At 70.3% G+C, this 20937-nt stretch carries 18 protein-coding genes; 8 read left to right on the top strand and 10 right to left on the bottom strand.

Translation table 11 applies throughout. The features are described 5' to 3' along the window. Positions 1 to 66: 66 nt before the first annotated feature. Positions 67 to 654 (bottom strand): sigma-70 family RNA polymerase sigma factor, encoded by a 588-nt coding sequence (locus ACWZEH_RS21240; protein WP_456192698.1) that lies wholly within the window; start codon positions 652 to 654, stop codon positions 67 to 69. 525 nt (positions 655 to 1179) lie between these two features. Then, positions 1180 to 1791: a response regulator transcription factor gene (locus ACWZEH_RS21235; RefSeq protein WP_003948568.1), complete on the bottom strand. Its 612-nt coding sequence runs from the start codon at positions 1789 to 1791 to the stop codon at positions 1180 to 1182. Between the two features lie 380 nt (positions 1792 to 2171). Here ACWZEH_RS21235 and ACWZEH_RS21230 point away from each other — a divergent pair, with 380 nt between their 5' ends. Continuing rightward, complete coding sequence (locus ACWZEH_RS21230) at positions 2172 to 2564, top strand: WhiB family transcriptional regulator (protein WP_456192697.1); 393 nt, start codon at positions 2172 to 2174, stop codon at positions 2562 to 2564. Positions 2565 to 2712: 148 nt separating this feature from the next. Here ACWZEH_RS21230 and ACWZEH_RS21225 read toward each other — a convergent pair whose 3' ends face one another. After that, positions 2713 to 3609 (bottom strand): LysR family transcriptional regulator, encoded by an 897-nt coding sequence (locus tag ACWZEH_RS21225; RefSeq protein WP_456192696.1) that lies wholly within the window; start codon positions 3607 to 3609, stop codon positions 2713 to 2715. An 82-nt stretch (positions 3610 to 3691) separates the two neighbouring features. Here ACWZEH_RS21225 and ACWZEH_RS21220 point away from each other — a divergent pair, with 82 nt between their 5' ends. The 7 genes from ACWZEH_RS21220 (at position 3692) to ACWZEH_RS21190 (ending at position 14108) form a co-directional block, all read left to right on the top strand. Beyond that, positions 3692 to 4408, top strand: a complete 717-nt coding sequence (locus ACWZEH_RS21220; protein ID WP_456192695.1) for an MOSC domain-containing protein — start codon at positions 3692 to 3694, stop codon at positions 4406 to 4408. 179 nt (positions 4409 to 4587) lie between these two features. Continuing rightward, on the top strand, positions 4588 to 5361 hold the full coding sequence (locus ACWZEH_RS21215; RefSeq protein ID WP_456192694.1) for an SDR family NAD(P)-dependent oxidoreductase: 774 nt from the start codon (positions 4588 to 4590) through the stop codon (positions 5359 to 5361). A 240-nt stretch (positions 5362 to 5601) separates the two neighbouring features. After that, positions 5602 to 10074: a BREX system serine/threonine kinase PglW gene (gene pglW, locus ACWZEH_RS21210; RefSeq protein ID WP_456192693.1), complete on the top strand. Its 4473-nt coding sequence runs from the start codon at positions 5602 to 5604 to the stop codon at positions 10072 to 10074. A gap of 70 nt (positions 10075 to 10144) precedes the next feature. Further along, complete coding sequence (locus ACWZEH_RS21205; protein WP_456192692.1) at positions 10145 to 10573, top strand: hypothetical protein; 429 nt, start codon at positions 10145 to 10147, stop codon at positions 10571 to 10573. Positions 10574 to 10838: 265 nt separating this feature from the next. After that, on the top strand, positions 10839 to 12179 hold the full coding sequence (locus ACWZEH_RS21200) for an AAA family ATPase (RefSeq protein ID WP_456192691.1): 1341 nt from the start codon (positions 10839 to 10841) through the stop codon (positions 12177 to 12179). Further along, positions 12133 to 12765 carry an RloB family protein gene (locus ACWZEH_RS21195; protein WP_456192690.1) on the top strand — a complete coding sequence of 211 codons (633 nt, stop codon included), beginning with the start codon at positions 12133 to 12135 and terminating at the stop codon, positions 12763 to 12765. Before ACWZEH_RS21200 ends, ACWZEH_RS21195 begins: the two co-directional genes overlap by 47 nt. A 74-nt stretch (positions 12766 to 12839) precedes the next feature. Beyond that, a complete protein-coding gene (locus tag ACWZEH_RS21190) occupies positions 12840 to 14108 on the top strand; it encodes a hypothetical protein (RefSeq protein ID WP_456192689.1) in 1269 nt (422 codons plus the stop codon). A gap of 61 nt (positions 14109 to 14169) precedes the next feature. Here ACWZEH_RS21190 and ACWZEH_RS21185 read toward each other — a convergent pair whose 3' ends face one another. The 7 genes from ACWZEH_RS21185 to ACWZEH_RS21155 all read right to left on the bottom strand — a co-directional run bounded on the left by ACWZEH_RS21185 (position 14170) and on the right by ACWZEH_RS21155 (position 20915). Next, a complete protein-coding gene (locus ACWZEH_RS21185; protein WP_456192688.1) occupies positions 14170 to 14712 on the bottom strand; it encodes a hypothetical protein in 543 nt (180 codons plus the stop codon). A gap of 195 nt (positions 14713 to 14907) precedes the next feature. After that, positions 14908 to 15510 (bottom strand): hypothetical protein, encoded by a 603-nt coding sequence (locus ACWZEH_RS21180; protein WP_456192687.1) that lies wholly within the window; start codon positions 15508 to 15510, stop codon positions 14908 to 14910. Continuing rightward, positions 15497 to 16285 (bottom strand): hypothetical protein, encoded by a 789-nt coding sequence (locus tag ACWZEH_RS21175; RefSeq protein WP_456192686.1) that lies wholly within the window; start codon positions 16283 to 16285, stop codon positions 15497 to 15499. The genes ACWZEH_RS21180 and ACWZEH_RS21175 overlap by 14 nt, the downstream gene beginning before the upstream one ends. 718 nt (positions 16286 to 17003) lie before the next feature. Next, complete coding sequence (locus ACWZEH_RS21170; protein ID WP_456192685.1) at positions 17004 to 17660, bottom strand: contact-dependent growth inhibition system immunity protein; 657 nt, start codon at positions 17658 to 17660, stop codon at positions 17004 to 17006. Between the two features lie 21 nt (positions 17661 to 17681). Further along, the gene (locus ACWZEH_RS21165) at positions 17682 to 19805 is read right to left on the bottom strand and encodes an RNase A-like domain-containing protein (protein WP_456199744.1); all 2124 of its coding nucleotides are present in this window, start codon (positions 19803 to 19805) and stop codon (positions 17682 to 17684) included. Between the two features lie 138 nt (positions 19806 to 19943). After that, positions 19944 to 20276, bottom strand: a complete 333-nt coding sequence (locus tag ACWZEH_RS21160; protein WP_456192684.1) for a hypothetical protein — start codon at positions 20274 to 20276, stop codon at positions 19944 to 19946. A 138-nt stretch (positions 20277 to 20414) separates the two neighbouring features. Further along, a complete protein-coding gene (locus tag ACWZEH_RS21155; RefSeq protein ID WP_456192683.1) occupies positions 20415 to 20915 on the bottom strand; it encodes a hypothetical protein in 501 nt (166 codons plus the stop codon). Positions 20916 to 20937: the final 22 nt, after the last annotated feature.

Below are 20937 nucleotides of genomic sequence, written 5' to 3'. Positions count from 1 at the left end.
AATCGGCCGCGAGCCCGTTCGGCGCCCAAGGGGCGGCCGAGCGGCGGTCGGTTTCGGCGACGGCGGTTACTGCTCCGCCAGCGCGCGCAGCCGGCTCAGGGCCCGGTGCTGGGCGACCCGGACGGCACCGGGTGACATTCCCAACATCTGGCCGGTCTCCTCCGCCGTGAGGCCCACGGCGATCCGCAGCAGAAGCAGCTCGCGCTGGTTCTCGGGCAGGTTGGCCATCAGTTTCTTGGCCCACTCGGCGTCGCTGCTGAGCAGAGCGCGCTCCTCCGGGCCGAGGGAGTCGTCGGGACGCTCGGGCATCTCGTCGGAGGGCACGGCCGTCAGACCGGGGTGACGCATGGCGGCCCGCTGCAGGTCGGCGACCTTGTGTGCGGCGATGGCGAAGACGAAGGCCTCGAACGGACGGCCGGTGTCCCTGTAGCGGGGCAGCGCGAGGAGCACCGCCACACAGACCTCCTGGGCGAGGTCCTCGACGAAGTGCCGGGCGTCGCCCGGGAGCCGGGACAGCCTGGTGCGGCAGTACCGCAGCGCCAGGGGGTGGACGTGGGCGAGCAGATCGTGCGTGGCCTGCTCGTCTCCGTCGACGGCGCGGTGGACGAGCGCACCGATCGCCCCGTGAACCGTGCCCGCCTCGTCGTCGCGCATCGGTCCATGGTGCCTTGCGGGCGTCGGCTCCACGGCACCCCGCCCATTGTTGTGCACCGAAGCGTTATGAGCAGGTGCGCCGGAACTCATCGCCTGCGCCCTCCCCTTCCGCTCGACCGACTTGTCCCCGAGGAACTCCACACCTCAAGGATGCGTCATCCGCGGCGAAACAGGCACAGGGCACTCGGCAACCGGCTTCGGCACCCTGGTGGACCAGGCGTTTCACGCCTCCGCGGACGAAGTGCGCGGGACGCCCACAGGCCCTGTCGTCCGGATCGGTCCGGGACCGCCCAGCGCGGTACGCGTCCTGCGGGAGCAGCGGCCGCGACCCGCGGGGGGACGGCAGCCCGCACCAGGGGCGCCGCCCGTGTCCGGCGCGCTCCCACGCGAGAGCGGCCCACACCCGCGCGGTCCGGGCGGCTGCGGTTCGGGCGGCGGGCGCTCCCGCATGCCCCCACCCGCCGGCCACCGCTCGATGCCGTACACCGAAGCCAACCCGGCCCGGGCCGATCCGAAGGACAGGTCCTAGCGCACCAGGCCCCACCGGAATCCGAGCGCCACCGCGTGAGCCCGGTCCGACGCGCCGAGCTTCTTGAAGAGCCGCCGGGCGTGTGTCTTGACGGTGTCCTCGGAGAGGAACAGCTCTCGGCCGATCTCGGCGTTGGAGCGGCCGTGGCTCATGCCTTCGAGGACCTGGATCTCACGCGCGGTGAGCGTGGGCGCGGCGCCCATCTCCGCCGAACGCAGCCGCCGCGGGGCGAGCCGCCAGGTCGGGTCGGCGAGAGCCTGCGTGACCGTCGCACGCAGCTCCGCGCGGGAGGCGTCCTTGTGCAGATAGCCGCGGGCGCCGGCGGCCACCGCGAGTGCCACGCCGTCGAGGTCCTCGGCGACGGTGAGCATGATGATCCGTGCGCCGGGGTCGGCGGACAGCAGCCGCCGGACGGTCTCGACACCACCCAGTCCGGGCATGCGCACGTCCATCAGAATCAGGTCCGAGCGGTCGGCTCCCCAGCGGCGGAGCACTTCCTCACCGTTGGCAGCCGTCGTCACGCGCTCGACGCCGGGCACGGTCGCGACCGCGCGGCGAAGCGCCTCTCGGGCAAGCGGGGAGTCGTCGCAGACGAGGACGGAAGTCATGACCGCCCTCCGCAGCTGATGCGCGTCACCTTGAGCCTCCAGGCTGGTACGAAATCGTCACCTGTGCGGTCGACCGCTTCGGACACCCGCCCGAGCGCTTGTTCCTTCAACCGCCTCGCACTCTCAACGACGGTCACCCGAAAGAGTTACGGGGCCGCCTGCCGACTTCGGCACTCTACGTGAGGGGGCGGACACGGTGCAGACACGCGCGGCGCACCCTCGAACTTTCATCACAACCCGTGCCCCGTTCGGACCCTTTTCTTCCCATTCACTGGTGTCTGAGACTAGATTCGCAATGAGTCATATTTTCATCTCCTTTGATCGTAGTTGTACGGTCGTGGACACCGGATCCGCCCAGAACGGCTACAAGGGGTCACGCAATGGCAGATTTCTCCCGCCTTCCAGGACCGAACGCGGACCTGTGGGACTGGCAGCTCCTGGCCGCGTGCCGCGGGGTGGACAGCTCGCTCTTCTTCCACCCCGAGGGCGAGCGGGGTGCGGCACGAAGCGCCCGTGAGCACTCGGCCAAAGAGGTCTGCATGAGGTGCCCGGTACGCGCCGAGTGCGCCGCCCACGCGCTGGCCGTACGCGAGCCGTACGGCGTGTGGGGCGGACTGACCGAGGACGAGCGCGAAGAACTGATGGGCCGGGCGCGCCACCGACTTGTGTCGACCTCGCCGGCGGCACCGGGTTCGCCCGCAGCACCGGCGGTGTCGACGCCGGTCCCCGCGTCGGTCGCGACGACCGGCGAGCACGTCGCTTCGAACACCTGAAGGAACGTTTCTTCAGATGGGGCACGCGCACGTGCCCTTCGTTTTTCTCGTTCCTCGCAGGAGGTTCCAGGGCGGAACCGGGCGGAACGGGGCGGAACAGGACGGGACGGCAGGGTGTCGGCCGCCCGCGAGTGCCGGGTGGTCCCGGCTAGCGGCCGCCAGCGCGCGACAGCTGGTCGAGCGTCGCGCCGACCGCGGGCACCTGGGCCAGGTCGGGGAGAGTCAGGGCGACGATCTCCCGCCGCACAGCGGGCTCCAGGGTGACGGTACGTACACCCCTGGGCCGTACGGAGTCGACTGCCAGCTGGGGCAGGACGGCCACCCCGAGCCCCGCACCCACCAGCCCCGCGACCGCGGGGTAGTCGTCGGTCGCGAAGTCGATGCGCGGAGTGAAACCGGCCGACTCGCACACCTCGACCAGTTGCCCCCGGCAGCGCGGACAGCCGGCGATCCACGGCTCCTCGGCGAGTTCCCCTATGGACAGGGACTCCGCGTGCGCCAGCGGGTGCCGCTCGGGCACGAGTCCCACGAGCCGGTCCGTGAGCAGTGGCCGCACCACGAGGTCGTCCCACTCCTCGGCGCCCGACGCCCCTTCGTAGCGGAAGGCGAGGGCCACGTCGCAGTCACCCCCGCGCAGCATCTCGACGGACCGGGGCGGCTCGGCCTCCTCCAGGGAGACACGGGTGCCCGGGTGGGCGTCGCGGAGTGCGGCGAGGGCCGTCGGGACGAGCGTCGAGCTGCCGCTGGGAAAGGACACGAGCCGTACCCGCCCCGCCCTCAGCCCGGCGATGGCGGCGACCTCCTCCTCGGCGGCCGTCAGCCCGGCGAGGACGCCGGCGGCATGACGCACCAGCGCGTCCCCGGCCTGCGTCATGCGCATCTCCCGTCCGGTGCGGACCAGCAGCGGCGTGCCGACGGACGCCTCCAGCGCCTTCATCTGCTGGCTGACGGCGGGCTGGGTGCAGCCCAGTTCCCTGGCCGCCGCGGAGAACGAACCGGTGGTGGCCACGGCGCGCAGCACGCGGAGATGACGGGCTTCGATCACACCCCAAGGATAAGCCGTCCTTTGACAGGACACTGAATATCCATTCGACGCTTTGATTCGGCATCGCCTACGGTGCGCCCTCATGAAGCTTCTGTCTGTGAATCTGGGTCGCCCCAAGGCCGTGCCGTACACGGACCACCCCCAGGGCGTGACCGGTATCGACAAGCAGCCGGTGGACACGCCGGTGCGAGTGGCGGCGCCGGGGCCGAAGGGGTTCGGCGCGAGCGGACTGGCCGGGGACTCGGTGTGCGAGACGCGGCACCACGGGGGCGATGACCAAGCGGTGTACGCGATGGCCCGCGAGGACCTCGACGAATGGGAAGGCGTGCTGGGGCGCACGCTGCCGAACGGCTCGTTCGGCGAGAACCTCACCACGGAGGGGATCGACCTGTCCGGCGCCCGGATCGGCGAGCGGTGGGCCATCGGATCCGAGGTGGTGCTGGAGGTCACCTCCGGTCGCATTCCCTGCCGCACCTTCCAGGGCCATCTGGGTGAGAGGGGCTGGGTGAAGCGGTTCACGCGGCGCGGCGCACCGGGCGCGTACCTGCGAGTGATCCGGCCCGGTGAGATCCGGACGGGCGACGCGATACGGATCGTGCACCGGCCGGATCACGAGGTGACGGTCGCTCTGCAGTTCCGGGCGGCGACGACCGAGCAGACTCTGCTGCCGCTGCTGCTGGCGGCGGGCGACGCTCTCCACCCGGAGGCACTGGCGAGGGCACGGAAGTACAAGGAGAAGCACGGGGAGGGCAACGAGGAGCAGTCCGGGAAGAAGTACGTGGCGGAGCGGGGCTCCTGACGTACAGCCACCGCGCACCGGCCGCCCTGCCCGGCCGCCGGGCACCGGCCGCCGGGCAGGAAGGCGGGGGCGGGTGGAGGGGCGGACATGGGGGTGACTGATCCGGCCGGGCTTCAGTGCACCGGCCGGGGCGGCGGTGCCGACCGGACGACCGGACTCCGGGTAACTAGTCTTGGGCCATGACAACCGCTCTGATTACGGGTTCGACAGCCGGGATCGGTGCCGCGTTCGCGCGGCGGCTGGCGGCCGACGGGCACGACCTGGTGCTGGTGGCCCGCGACCTCGGCAGGCTCCGGGAGCAGGCGACCGAGCTTCACGACCGTCACGGTATCGAGGCGGAGGTGTTGTCGGCCGACCTGTCCGAGGACAAGGGCATCGAGGCGGTGGCCGAGCGGTTGGGCGATCGCAGGAACCCCGTCGACCTGCTGGTCAACAACGCGGGTTTCGGCAACAAGGGCCGGTACCTCGAGGTCTCCGTGGCGGACGAGCTGAGGATGCTCAAGGTGCACTGCGAGGCGGTGCTCCGGCTGACGACGGCTGCGGTGGAGGCGATGCGGGAGCGCGGGCGCGGGGGTGTGGTGAACGTCGCCTCGACCGCGGCGTTCGTGCCGCGCGGGACCTACGGGGCGTCCAAGGCGTGGGTCGTGCAGTTCACCCAGGGCGCGGCGCAGGACCTGGCGGGCAACGGCGTCCGCCTGATGGCGCTGTGCCCCGGGTTCGTACGCACCGAGTTCCATGAGCGTGCGGGGATGGGTACGGACAACATCCCGAACTGGATGTGGCTGGACGCGGACAAGGTGGCCGAGGCCGCCCTCGCCGACCTGGCCCGCGGCAGGACGGTGTCGATCCCGGACCCGCGTTACAAGGCGCTGATGGGCGTGGCGAAACTGGTGCCGCGCGGTGTCCTGGGCGGCTTCTCCTCGCGGACGGGCCGCAAGTACGGCCCGCAGTAGCGGACCGTCGCGACCGACCCGCCGTGACCGGACCGGGCCGCCGTGGTCCGGGCTGGTGGCAGTGCGACGGGCCGGGGCCGGAGGTGGAGCAGGCAGGGCTGGGGACTCCGGAGTCACGGAGTCCCCAGCCGCGCCCGAAAGCGGCGCCGGTCCGCTGGGCGGGGCGACGGCACCTCCGCTGTCGGAGGCGGCGACTAGGATTCCGGGCGTGTCTTCAGGGGGTGACCGCCACGCCGCGGCGTGGCGGTCACCGTTTCCGCCGCCGTCTCCCGGAGGTGCTCGGTGTCCGCTGTCCCGAAACCGGTTGCTCCCGCTCCTCGTGAGCGCTGGTTCCAGCCGCGGCGGTCGGGCTTCCGGTGGGAGCAGGAAGGGCTGGATCACGTTCGCGGTCTGATGCCGCGGACCGAGCCGTACCGGGCGTGGGCGACGTTCCAGTTCACCGCGGCGTCCGGCAGGACCAACGAGTGCGATGTGCTGATCGCCGTGCCCGGCGGTCTGTACCTGCTGGAGCTGAAGGGGCATCCCGGCCGGGTCGTGAACCACGGTGACACCTGGCAGTTCCACGGCGACCGGGTCCGCACCCTGCGCAACCCCCTCCATCTGACCGATCTGAAGGCCAAGGAGCTGAAGGGGCAGCTGGAGCGCGCCGCCCGGACGCTCGGGCTGTCTCCCCGGGACGTCCCGTTCATCAAGCCGGCCGTCTTCCTCCACGACCCCGGTCTGGTGAGCGCGCTGGACGAGTTCCAGCGCACGTCCGTCTTCGGCCGCAACGACGGCGCGAGCGGTCTGCCGAGGATCTGGGACGACCTGCTGGGCCGGCCGCCGGAGCGGGAGAGCTGGCGTGTCACTCCGGTGATCAGCGAGCGCCTGGAACGGCTGATGCAGAAGATCGGCATCAGCCACTCCACCGCGCACCTGCGGTTCGGGGACGACTGGAAGCTCGAGCCCCGGGCGCTCGACGCGGGCCCCGGCTGGGAGGACCGGCTGGCGGTGCGCGACGACGGACTGGTCCAGGAGAGCGGCCGTGTCCGTATATACCTGTCCGGTGCCGCCGCGTCCGACGAGCAGCGCGCGAAGGTGGACCGTGCGGCCCGCCGCGAGTACCAGGTGCTGCAGGGCATCAACCACCGGGGCATCGTGCAGGCGGCGCAGATCCGTGAGCACCAGGGCGGTCCGGCGATCCTCTTCCGGCACCGCGAGTCGGATCTCCGGCTGGACGCCTACCTCGATGCGTACGGCGGCCGGCTCGCCCCTGCTCAACGTCTCGATCTGGTGCGTCAGCTCGCCGAGGCGGTGCGCTACGCGCACAACCGTTCCCTGTACCACCGGGCGCTGTCCGCCCGGTCGGTGTACGTCTCGGCGCGTGAGGACGGCGGTGAGCCCGTCCTGCGGATCGCCGACTGGCAGACGGCGGCGCGCGACTTCGAGACGACGATGCACCGCTCGCTCGGTGACACTCCGCTGGACGGAGGGCTGATCGCGGACACCGCGCAGGTCTATCTGGCGCCGGAGACGGACCAGGAGTTCGCCGATCCGGTCGACCTGGACGTCTTCGGTCTCGGTTCGCTCAGTTATCTGCTGCTCACGGGACGTTCCCCGGCGGACCGGCGCAGCGCCATGCTGGAGCGGTTGCAGAGCGACAAGGGCCTGCATCCGTACGCCGTCTCCGATTCCGTGTCAGCCGCTCTCGGCACTCTCGTCTTCCGGGCCACGGCCGCCGATGTGCGGGACCGTCCGGCGTCGGTCGACGAGTTCCTGGAGCTGCTGGCGGCGGCCGAGGCGGACGCGGCGGCGCCGCAGTCCGCGGGCGGCCCGGCCGTAGAGCCCCTCACGGTGCAGCCGGGGCAGCCGCTGGACGGCACCTGGACGGTGGTGCGGGTGCTCGGTACCGGTGCCACGGCTCGCGCGCTGCTGGTCCGCCGTATCTCCGCCGAGGACGGCGAGGACTCCCTCCGCGTGTTCAAGGTGGCCCTGGACCAGGAGAAGGAAGCCCGCCTGCACGCGGAGGCGAAGGCGCTGAAGGAGGTGGGCGGCGGGCGCATCGTGAAGCTGCTCGCCGAGCCCCGTGAGCTGGCCGGTCACACGGTCCTGGAGATCGAGTACGCGGGCGGTTTCCGCGGCGGGGACGACCGGGAGCCGGTGAGTCTCGGTTCGCGGCTCCGTGACCAGGGCCCGCTGGGGTACGACCAGCTGGAGCGGTTCGGCAACGACCTGTTCGACGCTCTCGACGCCCTCGCCGCGCGCGGGGTGCGGCACCGGGACGTCAAGCCGGACAACCTGGGTCTGTTCAAGCGCAGTGACGGTTCCTGGCAGTTGATGCTGTTCGACTTCTCGCTGGCCGACGCCCCGGACCAGGACGTGCACGCGGGCACGCGCGGGTATCTCGATCCGTTCCTCGGCGAGGCGGGCCGTTCGCGTTACGACGATCACGCCGAGTGGTACGCCGCCGCGGTCACCCTGCACGAGATGGCCTCCGGGGAGCGGCCCGTGTGGGGGGACGGGCAGGGGGATCCGCGGCTGGTCGCGGACGCGGAGCTGCATGTGTCGGCCGAGTTGTTCCCGCAGGCCCTGAGCGAGGGGCTGAGGGGGTTCTTCGAGCGGGCGCTGCACCGGGACGTGGAGCAGCGGTACGACAGTCTGCGGCAGGTGCAGGAGGCGTGGCGGCAGGTTTTCCGCAGGGCGGACGCGGCGCCTCCCGCGACGACTCCGGCCACGGTCGGTATCGGTGCGCAGGACCTGGAGGACGCCCGCGAGCAGGCGGCCGAGGCGGCCGGGCTGGGGACGCCGCTGGCGGCGGCGGGCCTGTCCCCCCGGGCGGTGTCGGTCGCCGAGGGGCTCAAGGCGCACACCGTCGAGCAGCTCCTGGACATCCCGCCGCACTACATCTCCCGGGCCCGCGGGGCCGGCAACGCGATCCGCAAGGAGCTGAACCGCCGCCACCGCCAGTGGACGCAGGCGCTGCGCCGGCGACCCGCCGCGAAGAAGCCCGCGGAGATCCGGCCCGACGCGCGGGAGGAGGTGCTGGAGTCGGTCGACACGCTGGCCGCGCGCCTCACTCCTCCGGCGGGCAAGCGCCGCACACGTCCCCGTCCGGACGTGGTGCGGGCCACCTTGCAGCTTCCGGGGGTGCTGGAGGCCGGGGAGGCGGTGGAGCCGTGGCCGGCGCAGAGCCTGATCGCGAAGGCCCTGGGCATCAGCCAGCCGACCGTTTCGCAGAACCAGCAGGCGGCGGTCGCGGCGTGGGCCGGGCTTCCGTGGCTGGTCAGGGTGCGGGACGAGCTGGTGGCGATCCTGACCGACCGGGACCGGGTGTGCACGGCCGAGGAGTTGGCGTCGGAGCTGCGGGTCCGGCACGGCGCGGGCACGGGTGATCCGGCCGAGGCGCAGGCCAGGGCGCTGGCCGTGGTGCGGGCCGCGGTCGAGGCGGAGATCCGCAAGCGGGACGAGGAGCCGCCCGGTACCGGGCCCGCCGAGTCCGCCGAGGGGGCCGAGCCCCCGGCCCGGTTCGCCGTGCAGCGCCGGGGCGGCCGGGTCGTCATCGCGCTGGAGGACCAACCGGGCGCCGACGATCCGACGCCCGCCGAACTCGCCGACTACGCGGCCCTGCTGGGCGAGCAGGCCGCCGACCTGGCAGGGCGCGAGCCGTTGCCCGGCCGCGCGACCGTGCTGAGGGAGCTGCGTTCCGTACCGGCGCCGGAGGGCATGGCGCCGCTGGCCGACACCCGGCTGGTGGAGCTGGCCGCGTCGTTGGCGGGAGGTGTGGCCTTCTCTCCCCGGCTGGAGCTGTTCCCGCTCTCCCTCGGTCTGGCCCGCGCTCTGCGCATCTCGCAGGCGCCGGCGGGGGTCCGCCCCGAGACCGGTATCACCACCGCGGATCTGCTCTCCCGGGTCCGCGCGCGGTTCCCCGGTCTCACGGTGCTGGACGAGACGACGTACGTGGAGCTGGCGGAGGCTCTGACGGAGTCGGGGTTCCCTCTGGTGCACGACCAGGAGCGGCGCCGTTTCTTCCCCAAGGAGCAGCAGGGTCCGGGCAGCCGGATGGGGCTGTCCGCCTCGGTCCTGACGAGTACCGGTTCGCTCTACGCCGCCGCGCAGGGCCGGATCGCCGAGGGCAGGGATCCGCGTGAGGTGCTGTCCGCGCGACTGGGTGAGGCCCGTCGCCGGGGCGGTTTCGTGGCCCTGACATTGAAGGGCGCCGAGCTGCCGGGGACCGCGCGGGCACTGGCGGAGCGGTTCGAGGTGACCGGTGTCCCGTTGAACACCCTGTTCCTGGACGCGCTCAAGGAGCTGGCCGAGGAGCAGTCCGTACGCTGGCAGGCCCTCTTGAAGGCGGACGCCAGGTTCACGGTGACCGGCGTGCTGGGTGCGGCGCTCGCCTCGTACACGCGGTCGGCGGCCGAGCGGGTCCGGCAGCGGGTGGTGGATCTCGCGGAGCGCTCGGGTCCGCGCACGGTCCTGCTCGCCCACGAGGCCGGTCTGATCGCCCGTTACTGGGAGGCGGGCGGCCGTGAACTCCTGGCCTCTCTCCAGCAGGCGGCCAGGCGGCCGGCCGACGTCCCGCACGGTCTGTGGCTGCTGCTGCCGGTGGAGGACCCGCGTGCCACACCCGTGCTGGACGGCCGCACCGTGGAGGTGGTGGACCGGGCCAGCGAGTGGGAGGTGCTGGACAGCCTCTTCGTGAAGGGCCTCCGGGGCGCACCGGCACGGACCTGACGAGGATTGCCTGTCAACACGATGCTCGGTAGTGGGGTAGCGGTTCAGCGTTGTACAGAGGGGGACAACAGTGATCGACAACAAGGACTTCATGCACGGTGCGGCGCTGGTGGCCATCGCCGACTCGGAGATGTTCACGGCACTCAACCGTGCCAGCGTGAAGTACGGGCACTATGTCGTGAACCATGACCGACACTTGTTCATCAAGTACAACACCGGCACGGGTCCAGGAGACTATTTCTTCACCTTCTCCGGTGAGGACAAGAACAGAATCAGATCCGAACCAGCACCTCTGGTCTTCGCTGTCCTGGTCTGCGGCGAAGAAGTGGTCACAGGAATCGCGAGGGACGAGCTCGCACAGCTCCTCCCCCTCACCACTGCCGCCGCCTCGACCGTCAAGGTCTCGGCACCACAGGGCAGGCAGCTTCGGATCTCGGGGCCGAGCGGACAGTTGCCGTTGATAGCGCGACGGTCGTTTCCGTCCCGAATCCTTTCCTGAGGGCCGCCGGGCGGGGCGCGACGCACGGCTCCGGACTCGGGCCTGTTCAGTCCGTGGGTTCCAGCTTGTCCGGTCAGTCGGGGACCGCTCTGTTCCCGGGCCGTCCGACCGGCAGAGGTGACATGGTGTCCGGGGTAGGAGGCTGGCCCGGGAACCCGTATGGCTTGTTCTGATAGCTGAATGCCCAGTTTGGCTTGCCAAGCCCCTGCACCGGCGATTCACTTGCACGAAACGCGGTGAAACTAGCCTGTGGGAGGAGGTGCTCATGCTTCTGAACTTCAGGGTGGCCAATCACCGCTCGATCCGCGAGGAGCTGGAGTGGCAGCTTCAACCGGTGTACGAGGGGGACCGACCGCCGGGTACCGCATGGGAGGCAGTACCGGTCGCGGGGGTCTTCGGCTCGAATGCGGCCGGCAAGTCGAACATCGTCGACGCGCTGCGCTACATGGCGGAGATGGTGAACCGCTCGCATCTCCTGGCAGAGGCCGGCGAGGGCGTGAGCCGGCAGCCGTTCCTGTCGGACGTCCGGGAGACGGACTCGTCCTGGTATATCGCCGACCTCCTGGTGCGCGGGGTCAGGTACGTATACGGCTTCGAGGTGGACGACGAGTGTGTCGTCGGCGAGTGGCTGTACGCCTACCCGGAGGGGCGCAGGCGGGTGGTATTCGAGCGGACCGGGGACGACTTCCGTGTCGGCAGCACGCAGGACCGTCCCAAGGAACTCCACACGGTCGCCGACGTGACGGCTCCCAACGCGCTGTTCCTTTCGATGGCCGCCCGATCGAAGAGGGTCACGGACGTCGTCTACCCGGTATACCGGTGGTTCCGGAGCGACCTGGTGTTTGGCGGCTCCTTGACGAATGGGCCGACGCACCGCGCGCTGATGCTCAGAAACCTCGCACGTCGGCTGGACCGACAGGGAGAGCCCGCCCATCTACGGGACCTGCTGCGCGTCGCGGACCTCGGGATCGAGGATTTCCGCGTGGAGACGGTCGAGGAGGAGCTGTACTCGTCGCGGTCCGTCCCCCGGGGTGCCGAAAAGGACACGCTCTTCGACATGCCGAGGCCCCACCGACGGACACGCCACGAACTGCTGTTGAGGCACACCGGTAGGAACGGTCCGTTCGAGGTGCCGCTGGACGCGGAGTCCGCCGGTACGCAGGCACTGGTGGAGTACGCGTTCACGCTGGAGGGGGTGGCCCGTCGCGGCGGCACCCTGGTGGTGGACGAGCTGGGCAGCAGCCTGCACCCGCGGCTCAGCGCGTTCCTGGTCGGTCTCTTCCAGGACCCGGAGCGCAACCCGAGGGGCGCTCAATTGCTGTTCACCAGTCATGACGTGAGCCTGCTGGGCCGTAGGGCCGGGGAGGACATTCTGAAGCGGGACCAGATCTGGTTCGTGACGAAGAACGAGTTCGGAGAGAGCTCGCTGTATCCGCTGTCCGACTTCCGGCCGCGCCAGGACGAGAACCGGGAGCGGCGCTATCTGAGCGGGAGCTACGGCGCGGTGCCCATGGTCGACGACACGTTCACGCTGGCGATCGCCGGGCGGGGGGAAACGGGTGGCGAGGGATCCGAAGCGGGACGGCCGGAGGGCTCCGAGGCGTGAGTCCACGCTGCGCCGCAGGCCCGCGTATCGGGATTCGTTACCGACGATCCTGGTGGTGTGCGGGGCGAGGAACACCGAACCGGCATATCTCAAAGGTCTTTTGAGAGTGGTCGACAATCGTGCCGTGGATGTCCGGGTCAAGGTCTGTCCGCAGGATCCGGTGTCCGTGGTCCGGCACGCGGCGGGTGAGCGCAGGCGTGCGGGCGACCACTATTCGCACACCTGGTGCGTCCTGGACGTGGATGACTTCGCGCATCTCGACGAGGCGCTGCGGCTGGCCCGCAGCGAGGGCATCGACGTCGCCCTGTCGAACCCGTGCTTCGAGTTGTGGCTGCTGCTCCACTTCCGCGACCACCGCGCCCCCGTCGACGGCTTCCGGCAGGCCGAGCGGCATCTCGTCCCCCACCACCACGGTTACAGCAAGGCTGCGGACCGGTTCGCCTTCGATCTCTACCGGCAGGCCTGGCCGCAGGCAGTGGAACGGGCACGGGAGCTGGCGAAGCCGGGTGAGGAGCACAAGAGGAACCCGTCGACCGGAATGTGGCGCCTGGTCGAGCACATCGTGCCGGCGTATCCGCAGGCCTGAGCCGTACTCGTCTTCAAGCCCTGCCGCGACTGAGGGAGAATCGGGACGGCAGGGCCTCCAGGGGATGGGCGGACATGAACGTCGGTGAAGAGCTTCTCGGCAAGAGGATCATCAAGACCCGCCCGCCTCGTGACGGCATGCAGCTCGTTCGGCTGGAGTCGGTCGCAATCTTCATCTGCTCGCAGTGCACCTCGGAAAAGACCGCACGCCTTGTCGCCGTCTGCGGTGTCTCCCTCCTGTGCAACGGCTGTTACGGACGCATGGGTGCCTCGGCTGCGGAGAGCGATCTGCAAACGCGGAAAGACACCGGTGGACCGTCGGCGGCCTCTACGTCTCCGTCGACGGTCGCGGATACTCGAGCGTCGTTCCTTCAGGCCGAGGGTCTCGCGCGGGTCGTCGTAGAGGAACGTGCCAGTGGGCTGCCCTACTCGGTGATCAACACCGGGCGCACCGTCGAGTGGAAGTTCCATGTGCGTGCCGAGCACCTCCTGCACGGCACGTGCCCCGTGCCGGCCGAGATGGCCGACCGGGCTTCCCCTCATGAGCCGCTGGACCTCACCTTTCTGCGAGGGCGTCGCCGCATTGGGGTCCTGGACGAGCAGGAGGGGGCCAGGCTCCGGGTGGAGGGCGCTGAGCCGCTGCTGACAGGAGTGACGTGGCAGTCTTTCGTCCTCCCCGGAACGCGTGTGTCGGTGCGGTGGGAGACGTGGGGGAAACTCCGTTTGGCCTTCACCCCGCTGGACAAGCCCGTTGTCTTCGGCGGCACCGTGGTCCACTACGACTACGACCCGAGGATCATGACCCGTGAACTCGCGGCGTTCGACGCCCGCGTGGACCGGGTGGAGGAACTCGTGCTGAACGCACTGCGTGAGCTCGGGTACCTCGACGAGAAGGGCCGGGCCCTGCTCCCGCAGGAGGCGTTGGTCCGCAACACCATCGAGCGTGCGCCGACGGAACAACCTCCGACGAAGAAGATCCGTGGGGCGATCGAACGGTTGCTCGCGCGCGGGGTCCTCACGTGGGAGCAGGGCAGCGTCAACGGGGCAGCCGTGCTGCACTATCCCGCACGGACCGGAGAGACACCGGTTCCGCTGCTCTGCTACGCCCCGATGCTACGGGTGGCGGACCGCGAGGATCTTCGGGATGGGGCAACCGGCGCTGCGTACGGCACGAGCGCCCATCGCGTCTCGGGGCACCTGATGCGCATAGGCCACCTCGGCAAAGCAGCGAGCCCTGAAGCGGAAGCCGCCTACCGGGAGGACCACAGGAGAGCCGGCCTGGCCGGGCCTCACGAGCTGCCCCGCGGCTACACCTACGTTCGTGAGCACGAGCGGGGGATGTAGGCAACCTGCGTTCAAGGCTCGGAAGGCGACACTGGCATGTGTCCGATGGGCGCTCCACCGGCTACCGGACTGGACCGGGCCTGGTTCTTTTCGATCCCGTTCCGCTCGTCTTTGCCCGACGGTCGGCCTCCGCGCGCTTCCTTTCCAGCTGCGCCTTCTTCTTCGCCCGTATCCGCTCCGCTTCCCTCTTCTCCCGGGCCAGCAGAACGCGCCGCTCGCGCTGCTTCTCCTCCGGAGTCAGTCTCATGTAGGCGGGCGCGACCTTGGGCGGTGTGTTCCTTCGCTCCACTCCCCTGTCCGCAATAGGGGCGGGGCGGGTGGCGGGGAGCGACTTGAGGCTGGTGGCCGAGGCCTTCTTCCTCTTCCTCCGCGGTGGTTTCACAGGTTCGGGCTTGGACGGACTTGCCGGTTTCTCCGTCCTGGCCGGGGCTGCGCCCAGCCCGTCGCGCCGACGCTCGGCGTCACGGGCGAACTCCAGTTCCTGCTGTGCGCGTCGGCGTCGAAGATCCTCCTGCTGCTGGGCGAGCTGCTTCGTAGCTTTACTCCGCTTGTTCCCCGCCACCACCGGCGCTTTACCGAGCCGACCGTTCACACCCCTGCTCATGACACCCCCCACATGCCACTGGTGATCACGTACGAAGACCTGCCGTCTGCCCTCAAAGGCCGCCACCGCCCTGCGGTCACAAGTCCCCATCGAGCACGGATGGTGTCGAAGCAACCACCTGACCAGCTTGGATGCTGAATCACGCGTCAGTTCTTGTCAACGTGCAGACATCTGCGCCCGGGCCGCGGGTGACGTTCACCTTCCTTCGCACGGTTCCAGCTTGTCCGGCCAGCCGGTGAGGGTGCCGGTGTCGCGGAGGCGGTACAAGTCCGCCATGAGCTTGGCGCGTGCCGCTCCGGTCCGTGCGGACCAACCGAAGAACATGAGGGCTTCGCCGACGGCTTGCTCCGCGCCGAGGTCGCGTGGCCTGTCTTCGATGAGGCCCAGCAGGGCGCGTTGGCGTTCGGCCGGTGCCACGTGCTCGACCGGTCGCGGGGTGAGGCCCGGCAGTGGCCATCGGGCCTGTGCGCACGGCCGGCCTGCCATGTCCAGGAAGTCTCCTGTCTCGGCTATCCGGCCGTCGTCTCGCAGTCGATCCGCCGCCGCGTTCACGGATGCTTTGATCGTTGACGGCCGTGGCTTGTACAGCAGCTCGCCCAAGTGCCGTAGGAGGACCTGCCGGTGGATCGGTCCTTCGACGTCGACGACCCGGTGAACGGCGTCCGCCATCGGAGGCTTCGGGATCCCGCCGCGCCGGTCGGCGGTCGCCGGGTCGAGGTCGGCCACATCGGCAGGCTGGTAGGGAACCGCCCAGTCGCCGTGGTCGGGAGCGCTACGGAATGACTTACGGGGTGCCACAGGGGGTCGGCTCCTTCATCGTGGGGTGATCGGACAGGTAGGCGTCCAGGCCGGCGGCCACCAGCGGGGACGGCGTCTGCGTCCCGGGCCGGCTGTGCAGGCGCAGCAGTACGTGGTCGTCGCCGACGAGGCAGTCGGTGCAGGGCAGGCTGCGGGACAGCAGCCGGGCGAGGGCGTCGCATGCCGCTCGTACATCGACCTCATGCAGACCGATCCAGGCGTGCAGGGTGCCGTCCTGGACGGTCAGTTCGACGTCGACGGAGGTGCCCGCCGCCTCGGCGGCCTCGCCGCACCAGGTCAGCGTCTCGTGCAGCGCCGCAAGCTGGGACGGGAACGGCAGGAAGATCTTTTGGCGCATGTCGTCGCGGACCGTGACGCCGGTCCGCGACGCCTGCTCGCGCCACCAGTCCTGCACGATGTCGCGGGCCGAGACACCCCACGGGCCGGTCCGGGCCGCCCGCCGCACCGCCTCGGCCGCGTTTCGGCGGACCGTGCTCGCGTGGTCGGTTCCTTCGTCCACCGCCATCCGGCTCACCAGGGAGCGGGGGCCGAGCCGAATGTCGTGGACGACCTGGCGGTACAGCTCGTGCAGCGTGTCGGGCAGCGGTGCCGCGTCCGGACCGAGGAGGGGCTGTCCGCGTTCCGCCCGGGCGCGGAAGGCGTCGAGGTCGCCTGTGGCGAGCAGGTCGGTGCCGAGCGGCGGTCTGCGGCTTGTGCTGCCGGGTCCGTCTGCCGGCCGGACCGGCCTCCCCGTCGAATACGGCCCGCAGGTCACCGGTGAGCCAGCGGGGCAGCTCGACCGCGGGTGCGCGGCCGTCGAAGAAGTCACCGGCCAGGTCGACGCAGTACGACCACCTGTCCCACTCCGAGCGTGCCACGTACGTCTGGCCGACCCTGCGCAGCGCCCGGCGCATCCGCTCGTACGAGACCTTCCGTCCACCCAGGTTGTATGACGTCCTTGCGCGTGCGGCCTCGATGGCGAGCGCGATCCTGTGCACGGGCGTCGCAGCCGCGGTCTCCCGCAGCGACACGATGCCGACCCAGCGGTTCATGGCCCTCCCCCGGCCGGGTGGCACGACCCGCACGGCAACGGGAGACGTCGCGCGTTCCCCGGTTCGTACGGACGGATACCGCCCGGCCCTATCGCTACCCCTCGTCGTTCCGCCGCGCCTGGCCGACCTCGGTGATCGCAGCGGAACCCCCAGGTCAGCGTACGTCCGCCTCAACCGGTTGGGGAGGGTTCCAGCAGGACGGATCATTACGTCGCGGGCCGTCCGGCGGCCGGGGTGACGCGGCCTCCGGGCGCGGGGGACCGACCGGATACGGACACCAACGGGCTCATGGGGTTTCGGGGGTGAAGGATTCTTCCCGGCATCCGGGATCAGCTGGTCCACCGGGTGATCATCATCCGGTGGATCTGTCTGCCCTCTGCGGTCCGGCGCATTCTGTTGTGCGGTCCGTACCCTTCGTGGCACTCCGGTGTACGCCCATCGCTACGCCGCGGCGATCCTCTGGGGGAGCGACTCCAGCCATTGCCGGAGTGACATCCCTCGCGGCGGCAGAAGGTCGAGCCCCAATGCCGCGGCCGCGGTGTGGAGTTCCTGATCCGAGGACACCATGGCCAGGAGTTCACCGATCTCCCGAACTGTCTGTGCACGGTCCTCCGGTTCGGTTTCGCTGACGTACTCGTCGAGAGCCTCGTCGCGAGAACCGTAGATGTAGGAGAAATCCCGGTGGAAGTAGGCGCCGAGCAACTGGCTCAGGCCCGGGAATCGCTCGTTCCATTCCCAAGGGGTCTGCGGGTTCGCCGGGGGAACCTGTGACGGGTCCTGCAGGAACCGGTGAAGGTGGTCCCTTGCGAGGCGCAGGCAGTCCTCCACGCTTGTCCCCATCGGGGGGCGGATGTGAGGGAGGCATTCCACGTCATCCGCGATCTCTTCGGAGGAGAGTCCGACGGCGAGCAGGTCGTCGATTTGCCGGATCGCAACTGCGGCGCGCTCAGGGCCCCTTGCGGCGATCCTGAGGTAGGAGGCCAGGCCGGGGCCCGGGGTTTCCGTGGTGTCGGAGAACGTGAAGCCGGTGTACGTGTAGGCCGCGAGCAGGTTGCCGAGTTCATGGAATCGGTGCCCTGGCGGAAGTTCCTGGCTCATGAGGTGCTCCAAGCGTGCGTGTCAGGGCTGTGGGAACGAGGTGAGGACGCGGTATCCGGACGGCGCCGACGGATCGGCCTTGAGAATGACACGAACCCCTCTCACCCATTGCGTCGGCTGTCCATGAGTGAAGTCGTAACGCGTGAGGTGAAGTCCCGTGCTTTCGTCGAACCTTGCTTCCAGTCTCAATGGCCCCTTCGCGCCCTTGGAGAGCCAGGTCGAGATCTTCCGCTGGTTCTTTCCGAGGGCAAGCGTCCTGTCGGTGAAGCGTTGTGCCGCATCTACGTCGACGTAGCGTGAGTCCGCGGCAAGTCCTGGGTCCTCACGCAGACGCCTGCGCATGCCGTCGACGGTCTTGTCGACATGCTTGTCGATGGTATGGGCCTTGCTCTTGCCTCCAAGGCTCTTGCCCTCATCACCGCGGACATCCGCACGATGCTCGGGCTTGGTGCGCCCCTTGCGTTTGCTCCTTGGCCACGCGTTGTAGTCCCCGCCGGAGGCAGAGCCGGGCGAGGAGCCCAGCCCCATGAGGACGATTCCGGCCGTACCGAGGACGCCGGCGCTGAGGGCGGCTTCGGCGGTGAGGGCGCCGGCCATTCCGCCTCCCGCGAGCGCGAGTCCTCCGGGAGGGAACAGGGCGAGCAGGGAGAGCAGGAGGAGGGCGAAGCCGAGGTGGACCAGGAAGGTGTTCAGGGCGTCGAGCAGATGCAGTGTCCGGATCGCTCTGCCGTCGGGCCCCGCTTCCCCGAACCCGCGCCACAGCAGGAGCGTCCCCGTGGTGGCCGCGCCCAGCGCGGTTCCGAGGCGGAAGCGGTGGACGGCCAGAAGCTCCCCTACGGGCTGGGCGGACACGGGCCGCCAGGTCCGCAGCAGGATCGTGAGTCGGTAGGCGACCCAGGCGAGGGCCGCGATGCCGAAGCCCATCAGGATCTTCGGCCCCGCACCGGTGGTGAAGGACTCCTGGAGGCCGGCCGTGGAGGGGAACGAGCCCACGCCCAGGAACAGCAGTGACGGCAGCACGAGGACGCACGGGATGAGCAGGAGCCACCGCTCCCGGGTGCGGCGGGCCTTTCGGGCCGCCTTCCGCCAGGCGCGGATGTCGGCCGTCCGCCAGGCGCGTTGGTTATCCGACGCGTCCATCCGCGCGGTGATCCCGGCGACCACGCGCCGGAGTTCTTCGGTGTCGTCGGGCGGTGCCGACGTGGCTGCGTACAGCAGGGATCGCCGCAGTCCGACGTAGCGCAGCACGATCAGCAGGCTCCATGGCGGACGCCGGGCCGCGTAGCGCAGCAGGGCTGCCAGGCTGTCGCCGTCGGCGCGTTCGGAAGCGAGCAGTACGCCCGGCACGGTGCGTTTGCCCCGGTGGAGTCGGCGCAGGTCGACGGCCATGGCGACGGCCAGGCACAGGAGGGGCGCCGCCCACGCCTTCCCGTCCAGGGACTCGAGCCACTGCGTGGCCTGGCTGCCCGGTTTCCGCCCCGCGTAGTTGTTCACCGTGTGGTGGACGGCGGCGGCCACGACGGGCGGCACCGACAGCAGGCGCGTCCACCCGCGTGTGCGCCACAGCAGTCCCACCCCGAATCCGGCCGTGGCCGTCCACACCAGGTGGGTGAAGGTCTCCGTGACCGGAGGTCCGGCCATGTCGAGTTGACTGAACGGTGCGGGCAGCCAGGCCGTGAACACCTGCCCCGCGCCCGGCACATAGGGTGGGGACAGGCTGTCGGGGATGATCCAGCCCTCGCCGCGGACAAGCGCCCGGTCCGCGTCCAGACCGAACCGGAGCACCGCCTCCAGTAACCCGAATCCGGCCCCCAGCGCCCCACCCAGCACGACGAAGTCGGTCAGGCCCCACTGGCGGCGAATGCGCAGGCTCCACCCCGCCAGCAGCAGCGGGGAAACCTTGATCAGCTCCTCCACCCAGGGAGCCACCGTGTAGCCGGTGGTGTTCACCACCGTGACCAGCGACTGCCCCGACCGGTCGGCGTAGATGCGGGTGTAGGCGAGCTGCACCAGAGCGGTCGCCACACCGCACCCGTACACCCCCACCACGAGCGCCAACAGCACGGTCGACAGGCGCACCGAACGCGTCGGCCAGGAAGCGGCGAACAGTTGCAGCACGCCCCAGACGGCTGCCACCGTCATCATCAACGTCACACCAGGCCCCCCGCCGCGCCCGAACAACCATTTGATTCGCGATGGTGAACGCGATGCTAGGGAGTCAACTGCCACTACAGCAAGGGAGTTGGCGAGACCCCCACCCCCGACGACACCCGTGGACGAGAGTCAGGGCGCGGGCTGACCGGGCTGTACCGGCGCGGACTGCGACGGGGACGGGACGCCCGACGGCGGCTGGAGTTCCTGCTGGACCCAGGCTCCCGCGACCACGGTGGCGAAGGCGGTGGCGACGGCGACGAGTACGGTGCCGAGGGGGACGGTGACGGAGGACAGCCGGCGGAGGTCGCGCACCTGGGACCACTTCAGCGCGGCGGCCCGTGCCAGCCACCCTTCCCAGGCGAGGCCCAGTCCCATGCAGACGACGAAGGTCTGGCCGGCCAGGCCGCCGCACGCCACCGCCATGTCCTTCCAGGACGGGTCCGGCGTGTACTGCGGGTCCATGGTGAGGGGCCGTGGCCAGGATCTCGGCGGGCAGCACCATCGCCATGAGCGCCGCCTCCTTGGCGATCGGTGTGCTGCCGCGCAGCAGGGCGTAGAAGTAGCCGAAGACGAAGCCGTACAGCGCCCAGTGGCCGAACCTCAGCGCCTTGGAGATCTCCTCGAGGTGGAAGGGCATGAACCCGTCGGCTCCCACGGGCCGGCGGTCGCCCACTGGTAGGCGGCCCAGGGCAGGGCCAGATGGAGGGAGAAGTCCGTCTCCACCCGTGCGGGGCCGTCGGCCGACTTCTGCGTCACCTTGTCCGGCGGGTTGTCCCAGCCGTCGTGGCTGGGCTCCCTGCCGTCATGGAGCACGGTGGACCCGCCGCAGAACCCGCCCCCGTCCTCCCGCACCTCGGCCAGTGCCTCGCTCCGGGGCGGCAGGGTGTACGTGCGGCGCTCACGGATCACCACTTCCTGCCGTGACGCGTCCCAGCCGATCTCGACGCCGAGCCTCCCGGTGCGTTCCCCGCCCTCCTGCCCACCGGCGACCCCGACCGGACCGGCTCCGGCCAGGCACACGCAGAGCAGGAGCAGCAGCACCCCCGCGTACGCCGTCGGAAGCCCCGCCCACGGCCTACGACCGCCTGTCCGACACCCCATGCGGTGGCACCCCCCGTGCACG

Source organism: Streptomyces yamdrokensis (assembly GCF_053890455.1).
Note: the sequence above shows the minus strand (reverse complement) of the source record. Positions and strands in the feature narration are given on the sequence as shown.

What these genes read in the sequence shown, in the direction of transcription:
- ACWZEH_RS21190 (WP_456192689.1), top strand. Translation starts at nt 12,840, where the DNA reads ATGAACGTCGGTGAAGAGCTTCTCGGCAAGAGGATCATCAAGACCCGC.
- ACWZEH_RS21170 (WP_456192685.1), bottom strand. Translation starts at nt 17,660, where the DNA reads ATGAGCCAGGAACTTCCGCCAGGGCACCGATTCCATGAACTCGGCAAC.
- ACWZEH_RS21220 (WP_456192695.1), top strand. Translation starts at nt 3,692, where the DNA reads ATGAAGCTTCTGTCTGTGAATCTGGGTCGCCCCAAGGCCGTGCCGTAC.
- ACWZEH_RS21165 (WP_456199744.1), bottom strand. Translation starts at nt 19,805, where the DNA reads ATGATGACGGTGGCAGCCGTCTGGGGCGTGCTGCAACTGTTCGCCGCT.
- ACWZEH_RS21215 (WP_456192694.1), top strand. Translation starts at nt 4,588, where the DNA reads ATGACAACCGCTCTGATTACGGGTTCGACAGCCGGGATCGGTGCCGCG.
- ACWZEH_RS21155 (WP_456192683.1), bottom strand. Translation starts at nt 20,915, where the DNA reads ATGGGGTGTCGGACAGGCGGTCGTAGGCCGTGGGCGGGGCTTCCGACG.
- ACWZEH_RS21230 (WP_456192697.1), top strand. Translation starts at nt 2,172, where the DNA reads ATGGCAGATTTCTCCCGCCTTCCAGGACCGAACGCGGACCTGTGGGAC.
- ACWZEH_RS21240 (WP_456192698.1), bottom strand. Translation starts at nt 654, where the DNA reads ATGCGCGACGACGAGGCGGGCACGGTTCACGGGGCGATCGGTGCGCTC.
- ACWZEH_RS21160 (WP_456192684.1), bottom strand. Translation starts at nt 20,276, where the DNA reads ATGGACCCGCAGTACACGCCGGACCCGTCCTGGAAGGACATGGCGGTG.
- ACWZEH_RS21200 (WP_456192691.1), top strand. Translation starts at nt 10,839, where the DNA reads ATGCTTCTGAACTTCAGGGTGGCCAATCACCGCTCGATCCGCGAGGAG.
- ACWZEH_RS21185 (WP_456192688.1), bottom strand. Translation starts at nt 14,712, where the DNA reads ATGAGCAGGGGTGTGAACGGTCGGCTCGGTAAAGCGCCGGTGGTGGCG.
- ACWZEH_RS21235 (WP_003948568.1), bottom strand. Translation starts at nt 1,791, where the DNA reads ATGACTTCCGTCCTCGTCTGCGACGACTCCCCGCTTGCCCGAGAGGCG.